This window comes from Streptomyces sp. NPDC023541, assembly GCF_055559995.1.
This window is the reverse complement of sequence record NZ_JBVHJO010000013.1, coordinates 73,432-90,765: the sequence shown is the minus strand read 5'-3', so window position 1 is coordinate 90,765 and position 17,334 is coordinate 73,432. Positions and strand designations below refer to the sequence as shown.

15 protein-coding genes are annotated in these 17,334 nt (G+C 72.9%); 8 read left to right on the top strand and 7 right to left on the bottom strand.

All coding sequences use genetic code 11. The features are described 5' to 3' along the window. Nucleotides 1-129: 129 nt before the first annotated feature. Nucleotides 130-1,545 carry an amidase gene (locus ACZ3X1_RS27905; protein ID WP_467281386.1) on the top strand — a complete coding sequence of 472 codons (1,416 nt, stop codon included), beginning with the start codon at nucleotides 130-132 and terminating at the stop codon, nucleotides 1,543-1,545. A 79-nt stretch (nucleotides 1,546-1,624) separates the two neighbouring features. Here ACZ3X1_RS27905 and ACZ3X1_RS27900 read toward each other — a convergent pair whose 3' ends face one another. The 5 genes from ACZ3X1_RS27900 to ACZ3X1_RS27880 all read right to left on the bottom strand — a co-directional run bounded on the left by ACZ3X1_RS27900 (nucleotide 1,625) and on the right by ACZ3X1_RS27880 (nucleotide 8,544). Next, nucleotides 1,625-2,590, bottom strand: a complete 966-nt coding sequence (locus tag ACZ3X1_RS27900; protein WP_467281385.1) for a carbohydrate ABC transporter permease — start codon at nucleotides 2,588-2,590, stop codon at nucleotides 1,625-1,627. Next, nucleotides 2,587-3,921: an ABC transporter permease gene (locus ACZ3X1_RS27895; RefSeq protein WP_390078148.1), complete on the bottom strand. Its 1,335-nt coding sequence runs from the start codon at nucleotides 3,919-3,921 to the stop codon at nucleotides 2,587-2,589. Before ACZ3X1_RS27895 ends, ACZ3X1_RS27900 begins: the two co-directional genes overlap by 4 nt. Before the next feature lie 10 nt (nucleotides 3,922-3,931). Then, on the bottom strand, nucleotides 3,932-5,263 hold the full coding sequence (locus ACZ3X1_RS27890; protein ID WP_362632169.1) for an ABC transporter substrate-binding protein: 1,332 nt from the start codon (nucleotides 5,261-5,263) through the stop codon (nucleotides 3,932-3,934). A 44-nt stretch (nucleotides 5,264-5,307) separates the two neighbouring features. After that, nucleotides 5,308-7,023, bottom strand: a complete 1,716-nt coding sequence (locus tag ACZ3X1_RS27885; protein ID WP_467281384.1) for a glycoside hydrolase family 13 protein — start codon at nucleotides 7,021-7,023, stop codon at nucleotides 5,308-5,310. 246 nt (nucleotides 7,024-7,269) lie between these two features. Then, nucleotides 7,270-8,544, bottom strand: coding sequence for an ABC transporter substrate-binding protein (locus tag ACZ3X1_RS27880; protein WP_362632172.1), 1,275 nt, complete (start codon nucleotides 8,542-8,544; stop codon nucleotides 7,270-7,272). A gap of 168 nt (nucleotides 8,545-8,712) precedes the next feature. Here ACZ3X1_RS27880 and ACZ3X1_RS27875 point away from each other — a divergent pair, with 168 nt between their 5' ends. From ACZ3X1_RS27875 to ACZ3X1_RS27860, 4 genes are all read left to right on the top strand, one after another. Next, on the top strand, nucleotides 8,713-9,219 hold the full coding sequence (locus ACZ3X1_RS27875) for a PadR family transcriptional regulator (RefSeq protein ID WP_030660918.1): 507 nt from the start codon (nucleotides 8,713-8,715) through the stop codon (nucleotides 9,217-9,219). Continuing rightward, the gene (locus tag ACZ3X1_RS27870) at nucleotides 9,216-9,983 is read left to right on the top strand and encodes an ABC transporter ATP-binding protein (protein WP_467281383.1); all 768 of its coding nucleotides are present in this window, start codon (nucleotides 9,216-9,218) and stop codon (nucleotides 9,981-9,983) included. The genes ACZ3X1_RS27875 and ACZ3X1_RS27870 overlap by 4 nt, the downstream gene beginning before the upstream one ends. A 2-nt stretch (nucleotides 9,984-9,985) precedes the next feature. After that, complete coding sequence (locus ACZ3X1_RS27865; RefSeq protein WP_467281382.1) at nucleotides 9,986-12,331, top strand: ABC transporter permease; 2,346 nt, start codon at nucleotides 9,986-9,988, stop codon at nucleotides 12,329-12,331. A gap of 87 nt (nucleotides 12,332-12,418) precedes the next feature. After that, nucleotides 12,419-12,991: a DUF2231 domain-containing protein gene (locus ACZ3X1_RS27860; protein WP_467281381.1), complete on the top strand. Its 573-nt coding sequence runs from the start codon at nucleotides 12,419-12,421 to the stop codon at nucleotides 12,989-12,991. A gap of 22 nt (nucleotides 12,992-13,013) precedes the next feature. On the opposite strand, the gene dhaK is transcribed toward ACZ3X1_RS27860, so the two are convergent. After that, complete coding sequence (gene dhaK / locus ACZ3X1_RS27855) at nucleotides 13,014-14,018, bottom strand: dihydroxyacetone kinase subunit DhaK (protein WP_390078136.1); 1,005 nt, start codon at nucleotides 14,016-14,018, stop codon at nucleotides 13,014-13,016. 635 nt (nucleotides 14,019-14,653) lie between these two features. Continuing rightward, a complete protein-coding gene (locus tag ACZ3X1_RS27850) occupies nucleotides 14,654-14,902 on the bottom strand; it encodes a type II toxin-antitoxin system RelE family toxin (protein ID WP_467281380.1) in 249 nt (82 codons plus the stop codon). Between the two features lie 590 nt (nucleotides 14,903-15,492). Between ACZ3X1_RS27850 and ACZ3X1_RS27845 the strand changes: the two genes are divergently transcribed. Genes ACZ3X1_RS27845 through ACZ3X1_RS27835 form a run of 3 tightly spaced genes read left to right on the top strand, consistent with a single transcriptional unit; the run spans nucleotide 15,493 to nucleotide 17,271 of the window. After that, nucleotides 15,493-16,173 (top strand): hypothetical protein, encoded by a 681-nt coding sequence (locus tag ACZ3X1_RS27845; RefSeq protein WP_467281379.1) that lies wholly within the window; start codon nucleotides 15,493-15,495, stop codon nucleotides 16,171-16,173. Nucleotide 16,174: 1 nt separating this feature from the next. Then, entirely contained in the window at nucleotides 16,175-16,627 is a 453-nt protein-coding gene (locus tag ACZ3X1_RS27840; RefSeq protein ID WP_467281378.1) for a phage holin family protein, read from the top strand. Continuing rightward, entirely contained in the window at nucleotides 16,603-17,271 is a 669-nt protein-coding gene (locus tag ACZ3X1_RS27835; RefSeq protein WP_467281377.1) for a DUF3618 domain-containing protein, read from the top strand. Before ACZ3X1_RS27840 ends, ACZ3X1_RS27835 begins: the two co-directional genes overlap by 25 nt. The last annotated feature ends 63 nt before the right edge of the window (nucleotides 17,272-17,334 follow it).

Sequence of the window (17,334 nt, the reverse complement as noted above, 5' to 3'; positions counted from 1 at the left end):
GCCGCTTCCGGTTCGTGATCTTGCGAGCGCCGGCACGGAGGCCGAAAGTGCCGGCGCTCGCTTGACGCAGGGGCAGCGGGGCGACAGCCTTGCCCGGGGTTACCGATAGGTAGGGGTGAAGGGGTGGGCATGGACAGGGACGACGCGGAGTTGCTGTTCCAGGGAGTCGAGCGGCAGGCCGAGCTGGTGCGCACCGGCAAGGTGACCTCCCGCGCCCTCGTCGAGGCCTCGCTGCGCCGCATCATCCGGCTCGACCCCGCGCTCGGTGCCTTCCGGGTCGTCCTCGCCGAGGAGGCGCTCGCCGAGGCCGACGCCCGCGACGCGGAAGAGGAGCAGACGCACGGCCCGCTCCACGGCGTGCCCATCGCGGTGAAGGACGAGCTCGACGTCGCCGGGCAGGTCACCACCTTCGGCGGCGCCGCCAACCGCACCCCCGTCGCCGCCGATTCCGAGGCCGTACGCCGCCTGCGCGCCGCCGGAGCCGTCGTCATCGGCAAGACCACGATGCCCGAGTTCGGCCAGTGGCCCTTCACCGAGTCCGCCACCCACGGCAGCACCCGCAACCCGTGGGACACCACCCGCACCCCGGGCGGCTCCAGCGGCGGCAGCGCCGCCGCCGTCGCGGCCGGCCTGATCGGGGCGGCGCTCGGCGGCGACGGCGGCGGATCCATCCGCATCCCGGCCGCGTGCTGCGGGCTGTTCGGCCTCAAGCCCCAACGCGGCCGCGTCTCCACCGCCCCGAATCCCCACCTCTGGTACGCCCTCGGCACCGTGGGACCGCTGACCCGCACCGTCCGCGATGCCGCCCTGCTCTACGACGTCCTCGCCGGGGCCACCCCCGCCGACCGCTGGAGCGCCCGCCCCGTCACCACCGGCTGGATGCGGGCCCTGCAGAACCCGCCCGGCCGACTGCGCATCGGGTACTCCGCCAAGCCCGCCGTGCCCGGGGTCCGCCCGCATGCCGAGCACGTCGGAGCCCTGCTGGAGACCGTACGGGCGCTGCGTGAACTCGGCCACGACGTACGCGAGGTCAACCCCCGCTACCCGGACGCGACGGCCCCGTTCGCGGCGCAGTTCTGCGGCGGGGTACGCGCCGAGGCCGCCGCCGTCGAACGTCCCGACCTGCTGGAGCCGCGCACCCGGAGCACTCTCGCGCTCGCCCGCCTCGTCCCCGAATCCGCCGTGGAACGCGGGATCCGGGCAGGGGAGCGGCTGGCGGACCGCGCCGACCGGATGTTCACGTCCATGGACCTGCTGCTGACCCCGGTCATCGCCGCCCGCCCGCGCCCGGTGGGCGCGCTGGACGGCGCCGGCCTGCTGACGGCGCTGGCGCGCTCGCGCCCGATGGTCGCCTACACCGCCCTGTGGAACGTCACCGGCCACCCGGCGGCGTCCGTGCCCGCAGGCTTCGGCACCGACGGGCTGCCGCTCGCCGTGCAGCTGGTGGGCCGCCGCGACGACGAGGTGTCGCTGCTGCGGGTGGCGGCGCAGCTGGAGGAGGCCCGGCCGTGGGCGGAGCGCCGCCCGCCGCTGCCGGCCACCTGACGACGGGGCGGGCGCGCGGACGCCTCCGCACGAGTACGTGCACTCGTGCGGAGGCGGTGTACGGGGCCGGTCCCGGCGGCTACTTCACCGAGCCCGCCATCACGCCTTGGACGAAGTGCCGTTGGAAGGCGAAGAAGACGACCAGCGGAACCACCAGCGACAGGAACGCCCCGGGTGCGAGGACGCCGATGTTGCTGCCGAACTGCCGCATCTGGGACTGCAGGGCGACCGTGAGCGGCTGCGAGCCGTTGTCCGCGAACAGCAGTGCCACGAGCATGTCGTTCCACACCCAGAGGAACTGGAAGATGGCCAGGCTCGCGATGGCCGGGCGGCCGAGCGGCAGCACGAGCCGGGAGAAGATCCGCCATTCGCTGCCGCCGTCCATCCGGGCGGCCTCCAGCATCTCGCGCGGGATCTCTGCGAAGTAGTTGCGCAGGAGGAAGATCGCGAACGGCAGGCCGTAGGCGACGTGGAAGAGGACGACGCCCGCGACCGTCCCGAACAGGCCCACCGCGCCGAAGAGTTTTGCCACGGGGAGCAGCCCGATCTGTACGGGCACCACGAGGAGCCCGACGACCACCAGGAACACGCCGTCCCTGCCGGGGAACTCCAGCCACGCGAAGGCGTATCCGGCGAGCGCCGCGATGACGACCACCAGGACGGTGGTCGGCACGGAGATCAGGACGGTGTTCCAGAAGGCCGCCCCGATGCCGGAATCCCGCAGCAGGGCACTGTAGTTGTCCAGGGACAGCTGCGACGGGTCGGTGAGCGCGGTCCACCAGCCGTCGGTGGCGTTGTCCTGCTCGGAGCGCAGGGAGGACAGCAGCAGGCCCGCCAGCGGCGTGATCCACACGAGGGCGACCAGGATCAGGACGCCCTGGACGGCAGAGCTGGCCAGCAGGCGTGAGAGCCGCCCCCCGCGACGCCGTCCGGGCGCGGAGGAGGACGCGGACGGCGCCGGGGGAGGTGTTGCGGAGAGCGCCGGTGTGGACGACGCCGGTGACGGCGACGGGCCGCGCCGCTCGACGGTGCTGTGGCCGCTCATGCTCCACTCCTTCGGAAACGCCGGACGTTGAAGATCATCGCCGGGACGACGAGCAGCAGGAGCACCATGCTGAGCGCGCTGCCGAGCCCCTGGTCGTCGCCGCCGCCGAAGGACACCAGCCACATGCGGGTGGCCAGTACGTTCGCCTCTTCCTGGACGGGTCCGGGCGCGATGATCCAGACGAGGTCGAAGACCTTCATCACGTTGATCACGAGGGTCACGAAGACGACGGTGAGCACCGGTGCGAGCAGCGGCACGGTGATCTTGCGGAAGATCTGGCCCTCGGTGGCGCCGTCCATGCGCGCCGCCTCCAGCGCGTCGCGCGGGATGGCCGCGAGGCCGGCGCCGATCAGGACCATCGAGAAGCCGGTCCAGACCCACAGGTAGGCGCCGATGATGGCCGGCGTCACCAGCGCCGGACCGAGCCAGTCCACGCCCTGGTAGGGGGCTTCGAAGTTGGCCGCCGGCAGCCGGACGGTGTATTCGCCGTCGGCGAGGCCGGTGAGGCGGAAGGTGCCGTCGTCGGCCGTGGTGGCGGTCGCGGCGACCCGGCCGTCCCGTACGGCCTCGACCGTCATGCCGGGCAGCCCCTTCTCGCCGGGGTCGACCCGGCCCGGCGTGCCCGCGCCACCGGGGGCGAAGTCGAGGTAGACGACGCCCCCGATCGCGTCCGTGCCGGCAGCCGCGTCCGCGGCGGCGGCCTTCGCGCCGGCCGGCATCGCATCGGGGGCGACCCCGATGAACCCGAGGCCGAGCGAGCCCCCGGGCCGTACGGTCGACGCGCTGCTGTACGGGCCGCCCGCCCCGCCCGTCAGGCCGTGGCCCTCCCGGGCGCGTGCCGTCGGATACGCGGCGGCGTCGTCGAAGCCGTCGTGGACACCGACGACGGCGGCGTTGAGCACGCCCCGGTCCGGGTCCTGTTCGTAGGCGAGCCGGAAGATGATGCCCGCGGCGAGGAAGGACACGGCCATCGGCAGGAAGAGGACCAGCTTGAACGCGGTCGCCCAGCGCACCTTCTCGGTGAGCACGGCGAGCATCAGCCCGAGCCCGGTGAGCAGGGTGGGGGCGACGACGACCCAGATGGCGCTGTTGCGGATCGCCTTGAGGGTGGCCGGGTCCTGCACGATCGCCGTGTAGTTCGCGACTCCGACGAACCGCTCGCCGTCCGCGTCGAAGAGGCTGCGGCCGAAGGAGAAGAGGACGGGGTAGACGACCAGCGCGCCGAGGAGCAGCAGGGCCGGCAGGACGAAGACGACCGCGAGGCGGCGCTTCCTGCGCTGGGCCCGTCGCCGCCCGTCGGCCGGGGGGCGGGCGGTCACGGTGTCAGCCATGTCGGTCGCCTCAGTTCCCGTAGGCCTTGGCGGCCTCGGCCTCGAGCTTCGCGGCGGTGCCCTGCGGGTCCGAGGGGTCGCGCAGGAAGTCCTGGAGGAGTTTCCACTCGCCCGCGCCCTTGGTGCCGCCGAACGCGGCGGGGGCCTGGTCCGACATGTCGAAGCGGATCGAATTACCGGCCGCGATCAGGGAGTTGGCGGTGCTGCGCGTGGTGTCGTCGCTGTACTTGGCGAAGTCGACCTCGTTGTTCGGGGACAGGAAGCCGCCCGCGCCGGCCCAGACCTCGGCCGCCTCGGCGCTCGCCAGGAACTCGACCAGCTTCATGCCGGCCTTGCCGTTCTTGCCGTCCTTCAGGACGACCGCCGCGTCACCGCCGCTGACCACCGGCGCCCTGCCGCCGTCGACCGAGGGGAAGGGGAAGAACTTGGCGTCCTGCCCGAGCTTCTTGCCGAACTGGCCCTTGGCGATGCCGCCGACGAAGTCGCCCTCGTAGACCATGCCCGCCTTGGGCTCGGGGCCGAAGACCTGTGCGACCGAAGAGGGGAAGTCGGTCCCCAGTGCGGCCTGGGCGCCGCCGGCGACGAGCTGCTTGTCCTTGAACAGCTCCCCGAGGGTGGTCAGGGCCCTGACGACGCTCTCGTCGGTCCACTTCAGCTGGTGCTGGGCGAGCTGGTCGTACTTCTCCGGGCCGGCCTGGGAGAGGTAGATGTTCTCGAACCAGTCGGTCAGGGTCCAGCCGTCCTCGCCGGCTATGGCGAAGGCCGGGCGGCCGGAGTCCGCGAGGGTGCGGCCGGCCTTCAGCATGTCGCTGTAGCTCTTGGGCTCGCCGACGCCGGCCTGGGAGAAGGCCTCGGGGGCGTACCAGACGGTCGACTTGTGGGCGGCCTTGAAGTAGAGGCCGAAGTACTGGCCGTCGACGGTGCCGTAGTTCTTCCACACCGGGGCGAGGGTGGACCCGGCCGTCTGGGCGGTCTGGTCGGACAAGGGCTGGAGCCAGCCCTTCTTGGCGAACTGCTGGAGCACGCCCACCTGGGGCACCATCACCACGTCGGGTGCGTTGCCGCCTTCGATCTTGCTTCCGACGAAGGTGGAGACGTTGTCGCCGGAGGGGACGAAGACCGTCTGGGCGCCGGTCTTCTGCGCGAAGGCGTCGAGGACCTTCTTGAAGCTCTGCTGTTCGGCGCCGGTCCAGACGCCGGCGACGGTGACGGTCTGGCCGCTGAGTTCGCCGCCGCTCGCGGGTCCGGTGGCGCCGCCGCAGGCGGTGGTGCCGAGGGCGAGGGCGAGGGCGGCCGTCGCGGTGGCGGCGCTCCGGCGGGTCGTCTTGCTCTGTCGTCGCATGATGAGTCCTCTCGGGGAAGTCCGGGGCTGGGGAGAAGGGGCTGCTACGGGGTCACGGGCTGCGGGGCTGCCGCGCCGCCGGGGGCCGGGTCCTCTCCCGTCCACCAGGCCGCGGTCGCCGCGGGCAGCACTCCGTCGGGACAGGGCCCGCTGGCGAGCAGCGGAGTACCGGGGACCGGCGCCGGCACCGGCTCCGTGCCGAAGTTCACCGCGCAGATCAGGCCCTCGCCGCGGGCGATGGCCAGTACCTGCGCGGGCGCGTCCAGCCAGCGCAGGGTGCCGTCGCCGAGCTGTGGCAGGGTGCGCCGCAGCTGGAGGCCGTCGCGGTAGAGGTGCCAGAAGGAACGGGTGTCGGCCAGGGCGCGGTCGGTGGCGTGCTCGGCGAACCACTCGGGCTGCGGAAGCCACGGCTTCACGCCGGCCGTCTCCTGGCTGAAGCCGAACGGGGAGGCGTGCCCGGACCAGGGCAGGGGCACGCGGCAGCCGTCCCGCACGTGCTTGCGGCTGCCGGTACGGCGGAAGATCGGGTCGGTGAGGACCTCGTCGGGCAGGTCGAGGACCTCCGGGAGGCCGAGTTCCTCGCCCTGGTACACGTAGGCGGCGCCGGGCAGGGCGAGCATCAGGAGGGCCGCGGCGCGGGCGCGGGCCGCTCCCAGTCCGCTGCCCTCGACCCCCGGTTCGCCCGCGTACCGGGTGACCGTGCGGACCTGGTCGTGGTTGTTGAGGACCCAGGTGACGGTGGAGCCGGTGCCGACGATGTCGCGCATCGCCTCGGTGATCGTCGCGCGGAAGGCGTCGGCGTCCCAGGGCGCGCTGAGCAGGTCGAAGAAGAACGCCTGGTGCAGCTCGTCGGGGCGGACGTACTCGGCGTGCTCGCGTGCGGTGGGCACGGACACCTCGCCGACCAGCAGCCGCTCGTGACCGTCCCGTGCGGTGTACTCCTCGCAGACCGCCCGCCAGCGGCGCCACACGCCGTGCACCTCGGGCTGGTTCCAGGCCAGCTGGTTGACGGCGTCGCGGGCCCGTTCGTCCGCGCCGGGGTCGTCCGAGTCGGGCAGGTCGGGGTGCTTGAACAGCCCGGCGGCCACGTCGATGCGGAAACCGTCGACGCCCCGGTCCAGCCAGAAGCGCAGCACCCGCTCGAAGTCGTCGCCGACGACGGGCTCGCGCCAGTTCAGGTCGGGCTGTTCGGGGGTGAACAGGTGCAGGTACCAGTCACCGGGGGTGCCGTCGGGCCCGGTGGTGCGGCTCCAGGCCGGGCCGCCGAACATGGCGTGCCAGTTGTTCGGCGGCTCCGCGCCGTCCGGGCCGCGACCCGGTGCGAAGTGGAACCGGGAGCGCGCCGCGCTGCCCGGGGCCGCGGCGAGCGCCTCGCGGAACCACGGGTGCTCGCTGGAGCAGTGGTTGGGGACGATGTCGAGCAGCAGCTTGAGCCCGAGCCGATGGGCGTCGGACACCAGCCGGTCGAATTCGGCGAGGTCGCCGTAGACCGGGTCGACGCCGCAGTAGTCGGCGACGTCGTAGCCGTGGTCGTGCTGCGGCGACGGGTAGAAGGGGCTGAGCCAGATGCCGTCGACGCCGAGCTTGCGCAGGTAGGGGAGACCTGCGCGGACGCCGGCGAGGTCGCCGACGCCGTCCCCGGTGCTGTCGAGGAAGCTGCGGACGTAGACCTGGTAGATCACCGCGTCGCGCCACCAGGGGAGGGAGGGGGCGGCGCTGCGGGAGGGGTGACCGGTACCGGCCGGAAGGGTGCTGAGCATCTCGCGTCGACCTGTCTGCTGAATGCGAGAGCGCCCTGGATCAGGTGCGCTGTTATGCATGCATGTTAAGTAGCAGCGACTGGAAGGTGTCAACGATGTGTCCAGAATCAGGCAGAAGCTGGGGTGGTTTGTCCATCGATGCCCCATAAACGCAAGAGGGCTCCTACTTAACGTGTAAGTAGAAGCCCTCGGAGAGGGGCAGAAGTGTGATCCATGCGATCCGTGCGATGTGTGCGTTCCGCTGGATCAGCGCGTGCGGGAAATGGCCCCGAGCTCCCGCGCCAGCCGCGCCACAGCCTCGTCCGGCGTCTGGCGCAACGCCATCACGTCCTGCCCCACGGCCTGCACGGCGAGACTCACCTGGTCGTAGCGCGGACTCTTGGGCCGCGGCACCGCCGACAGCACGCTCTCGCGCAGGGTCGGCAGGTACGGGTACGCGCGGACCAGCTCGGGATCCTCGTACAGCGCGGCGCGCACCGGTGGCAGCGAGCCCTCGGTGAGGACGCGCCTCTGCACCCGTTCACTGGTGAGGTAGGAGATCAGATCGGCCGCCGACGCCGGGTGCCTCGCGCGGCTGCTGACGGCGAGGTTGGAGCCGCCCAGCACACTGGTGCCGGGCCCGTCGGCGCCGGGCAGCGGCACCGCGCCGAACCTGCCCGCGACCTTCGACCCCGGTGCGCCGGCGTCCGCGTACACATAGGGCCAGTTCCGCAGGAAGAGCAGCCGGCCGTCCTGGAACGCCTTCCGGGACTCCTCCTCCTTGTAGCCGAGCGCGTCACGGGAGATCCAGCCCTCCCGCACCCCGTCCGCGAGGAACCGCAGCCCCGCGCGCGCCCCGTCGGAGTCCACGGTGACGCGGGCGCCGTCGTCGCGCAGGATCGAACCGCCCGCGGAGTGCACGGCCTCGGTGACGTTGACGGTGAGCCCCTCGTACGGGAGGAACTGGCCGGCGTAGCCGTCGAGCCCGTACCGCGGGGCGATCGTGCGTGCCTGGCGGACCAGTTCGGACCAGGTCCGCGGCGGCTGCTCGCCCGCCAGGTCCAGGACGTCCTTGCGGTAGTAGAGCAGGCCCGCGTTCGTGACGTACGGGACCGCGTACAGCCGGCCGTCGAAGGTCGCGGTGTCCACGACCGGCCGCAGGAAGGCCTCCAGGGGGAACCGGCCGCGTTCGAGCGGGGAGATCCACCCGGCGGCCGCGAACTCGGACGTCCACGCGACGTCGATGTTCAGCACGTCGAACCGGTCGCGGCCCGATCGCAGCTCGCTGATCATCTGGGCGCGGGTCTCGTCGGCCGAGTCCGGCAGCTCGACGAGAGTGACCCGCTCGTCGGGGCGGCTCTCGTTCCAGTCGTCGAGCAGGGGGCCGAGGTAGTCGGTCAGATCGCCCGCCGTGACGAGCGTCAGGGGGCCGCGGGCGTCGGAGGCCGTACCCGCGTCGGGGCGCACCCCAACACCGGTGTACCCCGCCAGGACGACCGCCACCACCAGGAGAGCTCTACCCGCGGCACGCATCCACCGCATAGATTCCTCCCAGTGCACGATCCGGCTGCGTCGCCGACCCATCGTGGGCCTATATATACCCGTTAGGCATGGGCGATACTAGACGTCCAGGCAGTCGGACCGGACACAGGCGACATCCGGCCGGGTGCCAGTGAACAGTTGACTACGCAGCGGGAAGGAGGGGGGCGAGTGCGGCTCGCGCTCCTTGCGCTCCTCACCCGTAGCCCTGCGCACGGTTACGAGCTCAAGCAGGACCTTGAGAAGCTCCTGGGCGCCGCGTACCCTCAGCCGAACGTCGGCCAGATCTACGTCACCCTCGGCCGGCTGGAGAAGAGCGGCCTGATCGAGGGCGAGGACGTCGAACAGTCGGGCCGGCCCAACAAGCGCACGTACAAGCTGACGGACGCCGGGCGCGAGGCCGTACTGGCCTGGTTCGAGGACACCGCCGAGGAACCCCGGGTACGGGACGAGTTCTTCATGAAGCTGGCGCTCGCACCGCAGTCGGGTCTGGCCGATCCGATCGCCCTGATCAACAAGCAGCGGCGCCAGTACCTCAACACCATGCGGGACCTGTCGAAGCTGGCCGCGGCCGAGGACCGCGACAACAAGATCTCCCAACTGCTGATCGAGGGCGCCATGCTGCACCTGCAGGCCGACCTCGACTGGCTGGAACGCTGTCAGGAGGAGCTGGAATGAGCGACGACGCCACCGCCGCTCCCGTCGTGCCCATCGTCCGCGCCGAGGGCCTGACCAAGACGCACCACGGCGAGGGCACCCCGGTGCCGGCGGTCCGCGGCGTGGACCTCTCCGTCCAGCCGGGCGAGTTCGTCGCGGTCACCGGGCCGTCGGGCGCCGGCAAGTCCACCCTGCTGCACCTCATCGGCGGCCTCCAGCGGCCCGACGGAGGCAGGCTCTGGCTCGACGGCGAGCGCGTCGACGCCTACCGCGAGGCCCGCTGGGCCGTCCTCAGGCGCCGCAGCATCGGCGTCGTCTTCCAGTTCTTCAACCTCGTCTCCAACCTCACCGTCGCCGACAACGTCGAACTGCCCGCCCTGCTCGCCGGCGCCTCCCCGAAGGCCGCCCGCGACTCCCGCGCCGAACTGCTCGCCGAACTCGGCCTCGACGGCCGCGAACGCTCCATGCCCGGAGAGCTGTCCGGCGGCGAACAGCAGCGGGTCGCGCTCGCCCGCGCCCTGGTCAACCACCCCGCACTGCTGCTCGCCGACGAACCGGCCGGCAGCCTCGACAGCAAGGGCACCCGTGAGGTGCTCAGGCTGCTCACGCGGTTCCACCAGCGCGGCCAGACGATCATCATGGTCACCCACGACGCACGGATGGCCAGCGCCGCCGACCGCGTCATCAGCTTCTTCGACGGCCGAATAGCCGACGACGCACAACTCGGCGGCGGCCGCCCGGGCCCGGCCGGCGGCGTCTCCGGCGTACTCGAACTGAAGGAGTGACCGTGCGGGCCACTCTGCGCTGGGCGCAGGCCGACTTCCGCGCACACCGCGGCGAAGCCCTCTTCGTCGTCCTCGCCAGCGCCGGCGTGATCGCCTCGCTCCTGCTGGCCGGCGCGCTGTTCGGCTACGCCGCGAACCCCTGGCAGCGGGTCTTCAACCAGTCCCAGGGCGCGCACATCTGGCTGCACACCCGCGCCGGGGCGGGCACCGACGCGGACGCCCTGGCCGCGGTGGACGGCGTCGCGGCGCTGTCCGGGCCCTACCGCACGGCCGCGACCACGGTCGAGTCCCGCGGCGCCAGGGCCGGGGTGATGCTCCGCGCCGCAGAAGCGGAGCCCCCGCAGACCGGACGGCCGCTCGTCGCCGCGGGCAGCTGGCTCGCCCGGCCGGACGCCGGCGACACCGGCACCGGCTCGGGGACCGGCTCCGTCGTGCTGGAGACCTCCGTCGCGCGGGCCCTCTGGGCGGAGCCGGGCGACACCGTACGCGTCACCGGACCGGACGGCGCCCCGCACCTGCTGCGGGTGAGCGGGACGGCCGACGCGGCCGAGCCCCGCTACCAGCCGGGCGGCGCGGCCGGCATCGGCTGGGTGCTCCCCGGCACGCTCGAAGAGATCGCCCACGCAGACACCGGGCAGAGCGTCGGGCTGCGTCTGGAGGACCCCGACGACACCGACTTCATCGTCCAGCGCGCGGTCACCGTACTCGGCGCCGACCGGGTCGCCGAGGTCACCAAGTGGCAGCAGGCCCGCGCCGAGGCGGGCGGCGACGACCGGCTCCTGGGCACGGTCTTCGCCGTCTTCGGCCTCGGCGCACTGCTCGCCGCGGCCCTGGCCGCGTCCGGGGCGGTCGGCGCCCGCGTCCGGGGCCAGCTGCGCGACATCGCCGTCCTGAAGGCGATCGGCTTCACCCCCGGCCAGGTCACCCGCGGCTTCCTCGTACAGCACCTGGCCTTCGCGCTCCTCGGCGTGGCCCTCGGCACCACGGCGATCGCCCTGCTCGGCGCCCGGATACCGGGGCGGATCGGGGAGGCCGCCGCCGTCTGGCAGGACCTGCCCGGACACACCGCCCTGATGATCGGCATCCCCGGCGGCGCGGTGCTGTTGATCGCCGCCTCCACCGGGCTGTCGGCCTGGCGGGCCGGCCGGGTGCCGCCGGTGCCGGTGGCGCGGGCGGCGCTGCCGTCCGCCGCGCCGATGACCGCCCTCGGCAAGCGGGCGCTCGGCGTACGGGTGCCGCCCGCCCTGGTCCTGGGATGGCGTGCGGCGTTCCCCCGGCGCGGGCGGACGCTCGTGGCGGTGGCCAGGCTCGCGCTGCCGCTGGTGCTCATCACGGTCGCCCTCGTGGCCTGGTCGACGCTGGACCAGTTCCGCAGCCGCCCCGCCCAGGTGGGGCTGGCCGCGGCGCTGACCGTGCGGTCCGAGCAGCCCGCGGGGCCTTCGGACGCGGAGCTGGAGGAGACCCTCGCGACGGTCCCGGACATCGCCGCCGTCCATCCGGGTGCGGAGATGGCGGCGCTCGTCCCCGGGCAGACCGGCACCATCACCCTGCGCGGCCTGGGCACGGCCCGCCAGCCGTACCCCTCCGCGGTGGTGGAGGGGCGCGCGGTCGCCGGCCCCGACGAGGCCGTGGCCGGCCAGGGGCTGCTGGACCTCCTCGGCGTACGGGTCGGCGACTGGGTACGGATGACCGTCGGCGGACGGCCGCAGATCCTGCACCTCGTCGGGCGCACCATCGAGCCCGATTCCGGCGGCCGGGTGATCACCACGACCCTGGACGCACTGCGCGAGCGCGACCCCCGGCTGCGGCCCGCCTTCCACGCCCTGGAGCTGCGCGAGGGGGCCGATCCCCGGGCCGTGAGCGGCGCCCTCGCCGCGGCGGCCGGCGCACCACTGGAGGTCCGCGAGACGCCCAACCCGGCCGACCGGCTGGAACCGGCACGCGGGGTGATCGGCGCCCTGATCGCCGTGCTGGCGCTCATCGGGCTGATCGAACTGCTGACGCTCATCGGCACGGGCGTACGCGACCGGGGCCGGGACCTGCTCGCGCTGAAGGCCATCGGGCTGACGCCCCGTCAGATCGGGGCGATGATCGTGACGGCCGCCGGCCTGACCGCGCTCGTGTCAGCTCTGGTGGGGACGACGGTGGGCGTCCTGTCCGGCACCTGGCTGGTGGACACCCAGGGCGCGTCGAGCGGAATCGGCGCGGGCATTGCCCAGCTGCCCCCGCTGCCGGTGCTGTTGACGGTGATCGCGGGCGCGGTGCTGGGTGCGGTCGCGGCCGCGGCGCTGCCGGCGACCCGGACGGCACGACGACGGCTGGCGGACTCGCTCGGCGAAACCCTCTGACGCCCCCCGGCGCCGGCGGCCGTGACGGCACCCCATTCGGGCGACACCAACGTGGGGCGGGGGCCCGAAGCCGGGTAGGCGCCATCCATGAACACCGAAACCCTCCGCCCCTCGAATATCGCCCCCGCCCTGAACGCCGCGTCCGGGTGGTGGCTGACGACCCTGGACCGCCTCGAACGGACCACCCTGGCCGACCCGGCGATCCGCGTACTCCAGCGGGGGATCCGCTCGCTCCCCCTGGGCGAGGTGAGGGACCTGCTCAGGGGAAGGCCACTGGGCCATCCCCTCCATCCCGTCCTCGTCCAGGTACCCATCGGATGCTGGCTCTCCGCCGCGGTACTCGACGTCGTACCAGGTGAGCGGCGCGCCGCCACGACCCTGACGGCCGTCGGCCTCGCGGGTGTGGCCCCGGCCGCGATCGCCGGCTGGGCGGACTGGGCCGACCTGCCGCCCGAACAGGCACGGGTCGGCCTGGCCCACGCCGTCTCCAACGCCGCTGCCGTCGGCTGCTACGCCGTCTCCCTGGCGGCGCGCCTGGGCGGCCGCCCCGCGAAGGGCAGGCTGTGGTCGTGCGCCGGTCTGGCGGCGGTGGCCGTCACCGGAGCGCTGGGCGGCCACATCGCGTACCGACAAGCCGTCGGAGCCCATCCCGCCACGTAGTGGCAGCCGCCTCCTCCGCCGGTCAGCGGCCCCAGCGCAGTGCCGGGGTCTGCACCGGCGCGTCCCACAGCCGCAGCAGTTCGTCATCGGCCCGGCACAGCGTCACCGAGCATCCCGCCATGTCCAGCGACGTGACGTAGTTCCCGACGAGGGTCCGCGCCACCGGTACGCCGCGGTCCGCCAGCACCCGCGCCACCTCCGCGTGGAACCCGTACAGCTCCAGCAGCGGCGTCGCGCCCATGCCGTTCACCAGGGCGAGGACCGGTCCGTCGGCCGGGGCCACGTTCGCCAGGTCGTCCAGTACGGCGCCCACCGCGAACTCCGCGATCTCCCGGGCCGACATCATCGGGCGGCGCTCCCGGCCGGGCTCGCCGTGGATCCCGATGCCCAGTTCGAGCTCGCCGTCCGGCAGGTCGAACGTGGGGCTGCCCTTGGCGGGGGTGGTGCAGGCGCTCAGCGCCACGCCGAAGCTGCGGGAGGCCTTGTTGACCCGCTCGGCCACAGCGGCGACCTGCTCCAGCGCGGCGCCCTCCTCGGCTGCGGCCCCGGCGATCTTCTCGACGAACAGGGTGGCCCCGGTGCCGCGCCGGCCCGCCGTGTAGAGGCTGTCGGTGACGGCCACGTCGTCGTCGACCAGCACGCGCTGGACGCGGATGCCGTCCTCCTCGGCGAGTTCGGCGGCCATGTCGAAGTTGAGCACGTCCCCGGTGTAGTTCTTGACGATGAACAGGACCCCCTGGCCGGAGTCCACCGCCTTGGCGGCCCGCAGGACCTGGTCGGGCACGGGGGAGGTGAACACCTCGCCGGGGCAGGCGGCCGACAGCATTCCGGGGCCGACGAAGCCTCCGTGCAGGGGCTCGTGCCCGGAGCCGCCGCCGGAGACCAGGCCGACCCGACCGCCCTCGTTCGCGCCCTTCCGTACGATGACCCGGGCCTCGGGGTCCACGTCCAGGTCCGGGTGGGCGGCGGCCAGCCCGCGCAGGGCGTCGGCGACCACGGTCTCAGGACTGTTGATCAGCATCTTCATGGCGCATCTCCGGGTGAGGACGACAGGTGACTCTCTGAGCAGTGCTTTGGCAGGTCAAGGCAATTGGTTCGCGATATTGACCTTGCCGGTCCCTGGACTCTCGAAGCAGGTTCTGGTGACTTCTGTGATGACTCGTCAGATACCGTGGCGACTGCGCACCGCTCGCTTCGACGGTAGGGCAGCCCGCCCCGCAGCGACAGGCAGACGGGGTCTCGGGCGTGGCGCCGGGCCGGGGTCGTACTGCCGACGGCGCGGGGGAGTCGCACAGGGCGCTGGGCGGCATCCGGGCTTCCTCGCCGATCTCACGACGGGCCGCTTCAAGGAGTGTCCGATGGTGACCGAAAGAAACGGCCGAGGCGGCACCGGGCCGCGCCTGCCGCGACCGCCCCAGCGCGTGCCGCGAGGCCGGCCTCGCCGCCCCGCACCTGCGCCACGCCGGTCCGTGCGGCGGACGAAGGCGGCGCGCTCCCTCTCTTCACCGTGGGCGAGCTCGCCCACGGTGAAGGGTGTGCTACAGCGAGCAGGACAACTCGGAGTTCGCTGGCCTCGCCCGCAGGCCGGTCCTGACCTGCGGCCGCGCCAGACCTGGGCACATTGATCGCGCACACCGACGGTGGGGGCACCGGGCGAGTCGCTCAGCCCAGGCGGCCGACGTGCAGGATCACGACCGCTCCCGGATCGCGGGTGAGGGTGTAAAGGACGCGATAGCGGCCGACGTGGATCCGGCACAGCCCGGTGCCGAAGACGGCAGCGCCCTGCGGGCAGGGCTCGCCGGACAACCGTTCGACGGCCGACAGCAACTGTTGCAGCCCGGCCGGATCGTCCCCGAGGTGTCGGGCCGCTGCGTACACGGCAGACTCCTCCCACACGATGCCGTACGTCATCTGCGCCCCTCCCTCCACCGGGACGAAGCCCGGCCGGCGGGTACGCGAGCCGGGCGGACCTCACCCGGCGCCTGCCCGGGGCGCCGCCCGGTACGCCTGCGGCCGTCGAGCCGATCGCCGCACGCGTATGCGCAGTCGAGTGAAGGGAGGACGACCGTATCGACGGGCCGTCGACGGTCGGGGTACGTCTCCGCCGATCGGCGTCCGCTGCTGCTGACGTCGATCCGGTCGCTGAAAGACCCCCGCGTGGAACGACTTCGCCTCCGGCGGGGCGAGGGCGAGCGAGGGGGTCACGAGAACGGGGGCAGAGCCCGGAGACGGGCGATCGCACCCCGGCGATGCGCGCAGACGGAAAGACCATGCCGTGCGCAGGCCGGCCGTCAAGGACGCTCGACGAGCTGACGGACCTCGTCGCTGCCGGACGGGCCTGTACAGGGGTTGGCCGATGATGCCGGACGGGCGGGGCCCGGACAACGAGCTCCGGTGGATGTCGCATCCGAGGCATTTCTGGCGATTCGGGGTGGGTGAGGTGTTGGAAGCAGGGCAGGCGCTTTCGTGCAACGTCCGAACGCGATGCACCAGGAGGAGCCTTGAGTGACTTCCAGAACGCGAGCCGCCCGGACGAGAGCAGGACGGCGGCCGCAGCCCAGACCGTTCAGAACAAGGCCGGTGAGGGAGCGGCGCTGGTCGGTGACAAAGCCGCCGAGGTAGGCGGAACGGCCAGGGAACAAGCGTCCCGCGTCGTGGGCGAGGCCACCACGCAGGCCCGTGACCTCGTAGGGGAGCTTCGTACCCAGCTGACCGGCCAGGCCGAGACGCAGACGCAGCGGCTGGCGCAGAACGTGCGCCGGCTTTCGGAGGAGCTCCGGGAGCTGGGCGAGAACGGCCAGCCGGAATCCACCATGGCGGGAGTGGCCCGTCAGATCGCCGACGGCGGCCGTCAGATGGCCGATCACGTCGAGAAGCGGGGCCCCGACGGGCTGGTCACCGACCTGCAGAACTTCGCCCGCCGCCGCCCGGGGGTCTTCCTCGCCGGCGCGGCGCTGGCCGGATTCGTCGTCGCGCGAGCCGGCAAGGGCGTGAGCGCGGCCGCCTCGGCTCAGAACCGCGACGGCGCCGGCGCCGATCGCGGCGCGGACACCCCCGCCGTGGTCGCCAGCCCCTCCACGGGGCTGGGTGAACCTCCGCACGTCATGCCGGCGCCGCCGGCCTACCCGCCGAACGGTTCGCCGGCCCATGGCAGCTCGGTGGGGCCCGGGGGAGGGGTCTGACATGGCCATCTCCTCCCACGAACGGCCCGTGGCCCCCGCCCGGCCTTCCGTCCCGCCCCCGCCCGCGACGAGGGCAGCAGAGCCGTCGCTCGGGGAGCTCGTCGGTGAGATCGGCCAGGACCTTTCGCAGCTGGTCCGGGACGAGATCGAGTTGGCCAAGGCCGAGATGAAGCAGGAATCGGCCAAGGCCGGCAAGGCAGTCGGCATGCTGGGCGGAGCGGGATATGCCGGGCACGTGTTCCTGCTGTTCGCCAGCCTGACCGTGGTCTTCGCCCTGGCCAACGTGATGGATCCGGCCTGGGCCGCTCTCATCGTCACCGCCGTCTGGGCCGTCGTCGGCGCTGTGTTGTACGCGAAGGGCCGCGAGCGGCTGCGCACGGTCAACCTCAAGCCGGAGCAGACGGTGGACACCTTGAAGGAGGACGCCCGATGGGCACGACACCTGACGAGCTGAGGCGCGACATGGAGTACCGGCGAGCACACCTCTCGCGCAACGTCGACCGCTTGGCGGACAGGATGACCCCGCGCAGGGTGGCCCGCCGCAAGGTCGATTCCATGCGCGACCACGTGAGCGGAGTGAGGGAGCGGGTAATGGGCACTGCACAGGATGCCGCGCACGGCACCTCCGCCAGCCTGCACCAGGCCGCGGACAGCGTGACGGGGACGGCCAAGGAGATCGGTGGCGACGTGCAGCAAGCCGTTCAGCAGGCCCCGGTCCGGATGAAGAGGCAGACGCAGGGCAGTCCGCTCGCGGCCGGCCTGATGGCCTTCGGCGCCGGTATGCTCGCGGCCGCGCTCCTGCCGACCACCGAGGTCGAGGAACAGGCGGGCCGACAACTGCGCGAGCACTCGGACGAGCTGCTGGAGCCGGTCAAGGAGACCGCGCTCCATGCCGCCCAGGAAGTCCGGGACGAGCTGAAGGAGCCGGTCGAGGAAGCCGTGGGCTCCGTCAAGGACACGGCCCAGGAGGCAGCGGCCACGACGGCCGGGCACGCACAGAGCGCCGGCCGGGAAACCGCCGACGAACTGCGCGAGGTCGGACGCGAGACCGCAGCCGAGATACGCACGGACCCCGGCGCGCAGCGCCCGCCCGGGTAGGAGACGCTGCCGGGACGACGCGGGCCCGGCCTCCGAGAACACCGGAGGCCGGGCCGCGCCGTG

Excerpts from the sequence above, each read along its gene's own strand:
- ACZ3X1_RS27905 (WP_467281386.1), top strand. The coding sequence starts at position 130 with ATGGACAGGGACGACGCGGAGTTGCTGTTCCAGGGAGTCGAGCGGCAG.
- ACZ3X1_RS27900 (WP_467281385.1), bottom strand. The coding sequence starts at position 2,590 with ATGAGCGGCCACAGCACCGTCGAGCGGCGCGGCCCGTCGCCGTCACCG.
- ACZ3X1_RS27895 (WP_390078148.1), bottom strand. The coding sequence starts at position 3,921 with ATGGCTGACACCGTGACCGCCCGCCCCCCGGCCGACGGGCGGCGACGG.
- ACZ3X1_RS27890 (WP_362632169.1), bottom strand. The coding sequence starts at position 5,263 with ATGCGACGACAGAGCAAGACGACCCGCCGGAGCGCCGCCACCGCGACG.
- ACZ3X1_RS27885 (WP_467281384.1), bottom strand. The coding sequence starts at position 7,023 with ATGCTCAGCACCCTTCCGGCCGGTACCGGTCACCCCTCCCGCAGCGCC.
- ACZ3X1_RS27880 (WP_362632172.1), bottom strand. The coding sequence starts at position 8,544 with ATGCGGTGGATGCGTGCCGCGGGTAGAGCTCTCCTGGTGGTGGCGGTC.
- ACZ3X1_RS27870 (WP_467281383.1), top strand. The coding sequence starts at position 9,216 with ATGAGCGACGACGCCACCGCCGCTCCCGTCGTGCCCATCGTCCGCGCC.
- ACZ3X1_RS27860 (WP_467281381.1), top strand. The coding sequence starts at position 12,419 with ATGAACACCGAAACCCTCCGCCCCTCGAATATCGCCCCCGCCCTGAAC.
- dhaK (WP_390078136.1), bottom strand. The coding sequence starts at position 14,018 with ATGAAGATGCTGATCAACAGTCCTGAGACCGTGGTCGCCGACGCCCTG.
- ACZ3X1_RS27850 (WP_467281380.1), bottom strand. The coding sequence starts at position 14,902 with ATGACGTACGGCATCGTGTGGGAGGAGTCTGCCGTGTACGCAGCGGCC.
- ACZ3X1_RS27840 (WP_467281378.1), top strand. The coding sequence starts at position 16,175 with ATGGCCATCTCCTCCCACGAACGGCCCGTGGCCCCCGCCCGGCCTTCC.
- ACZ3X1_RS27835 (WP_467281377.1), top strand. The coding sequence starts at position 16,603 with ATGGGCACGACACCTGACGAGCTGAGGCGCGACATGGAGTACCGGCGA.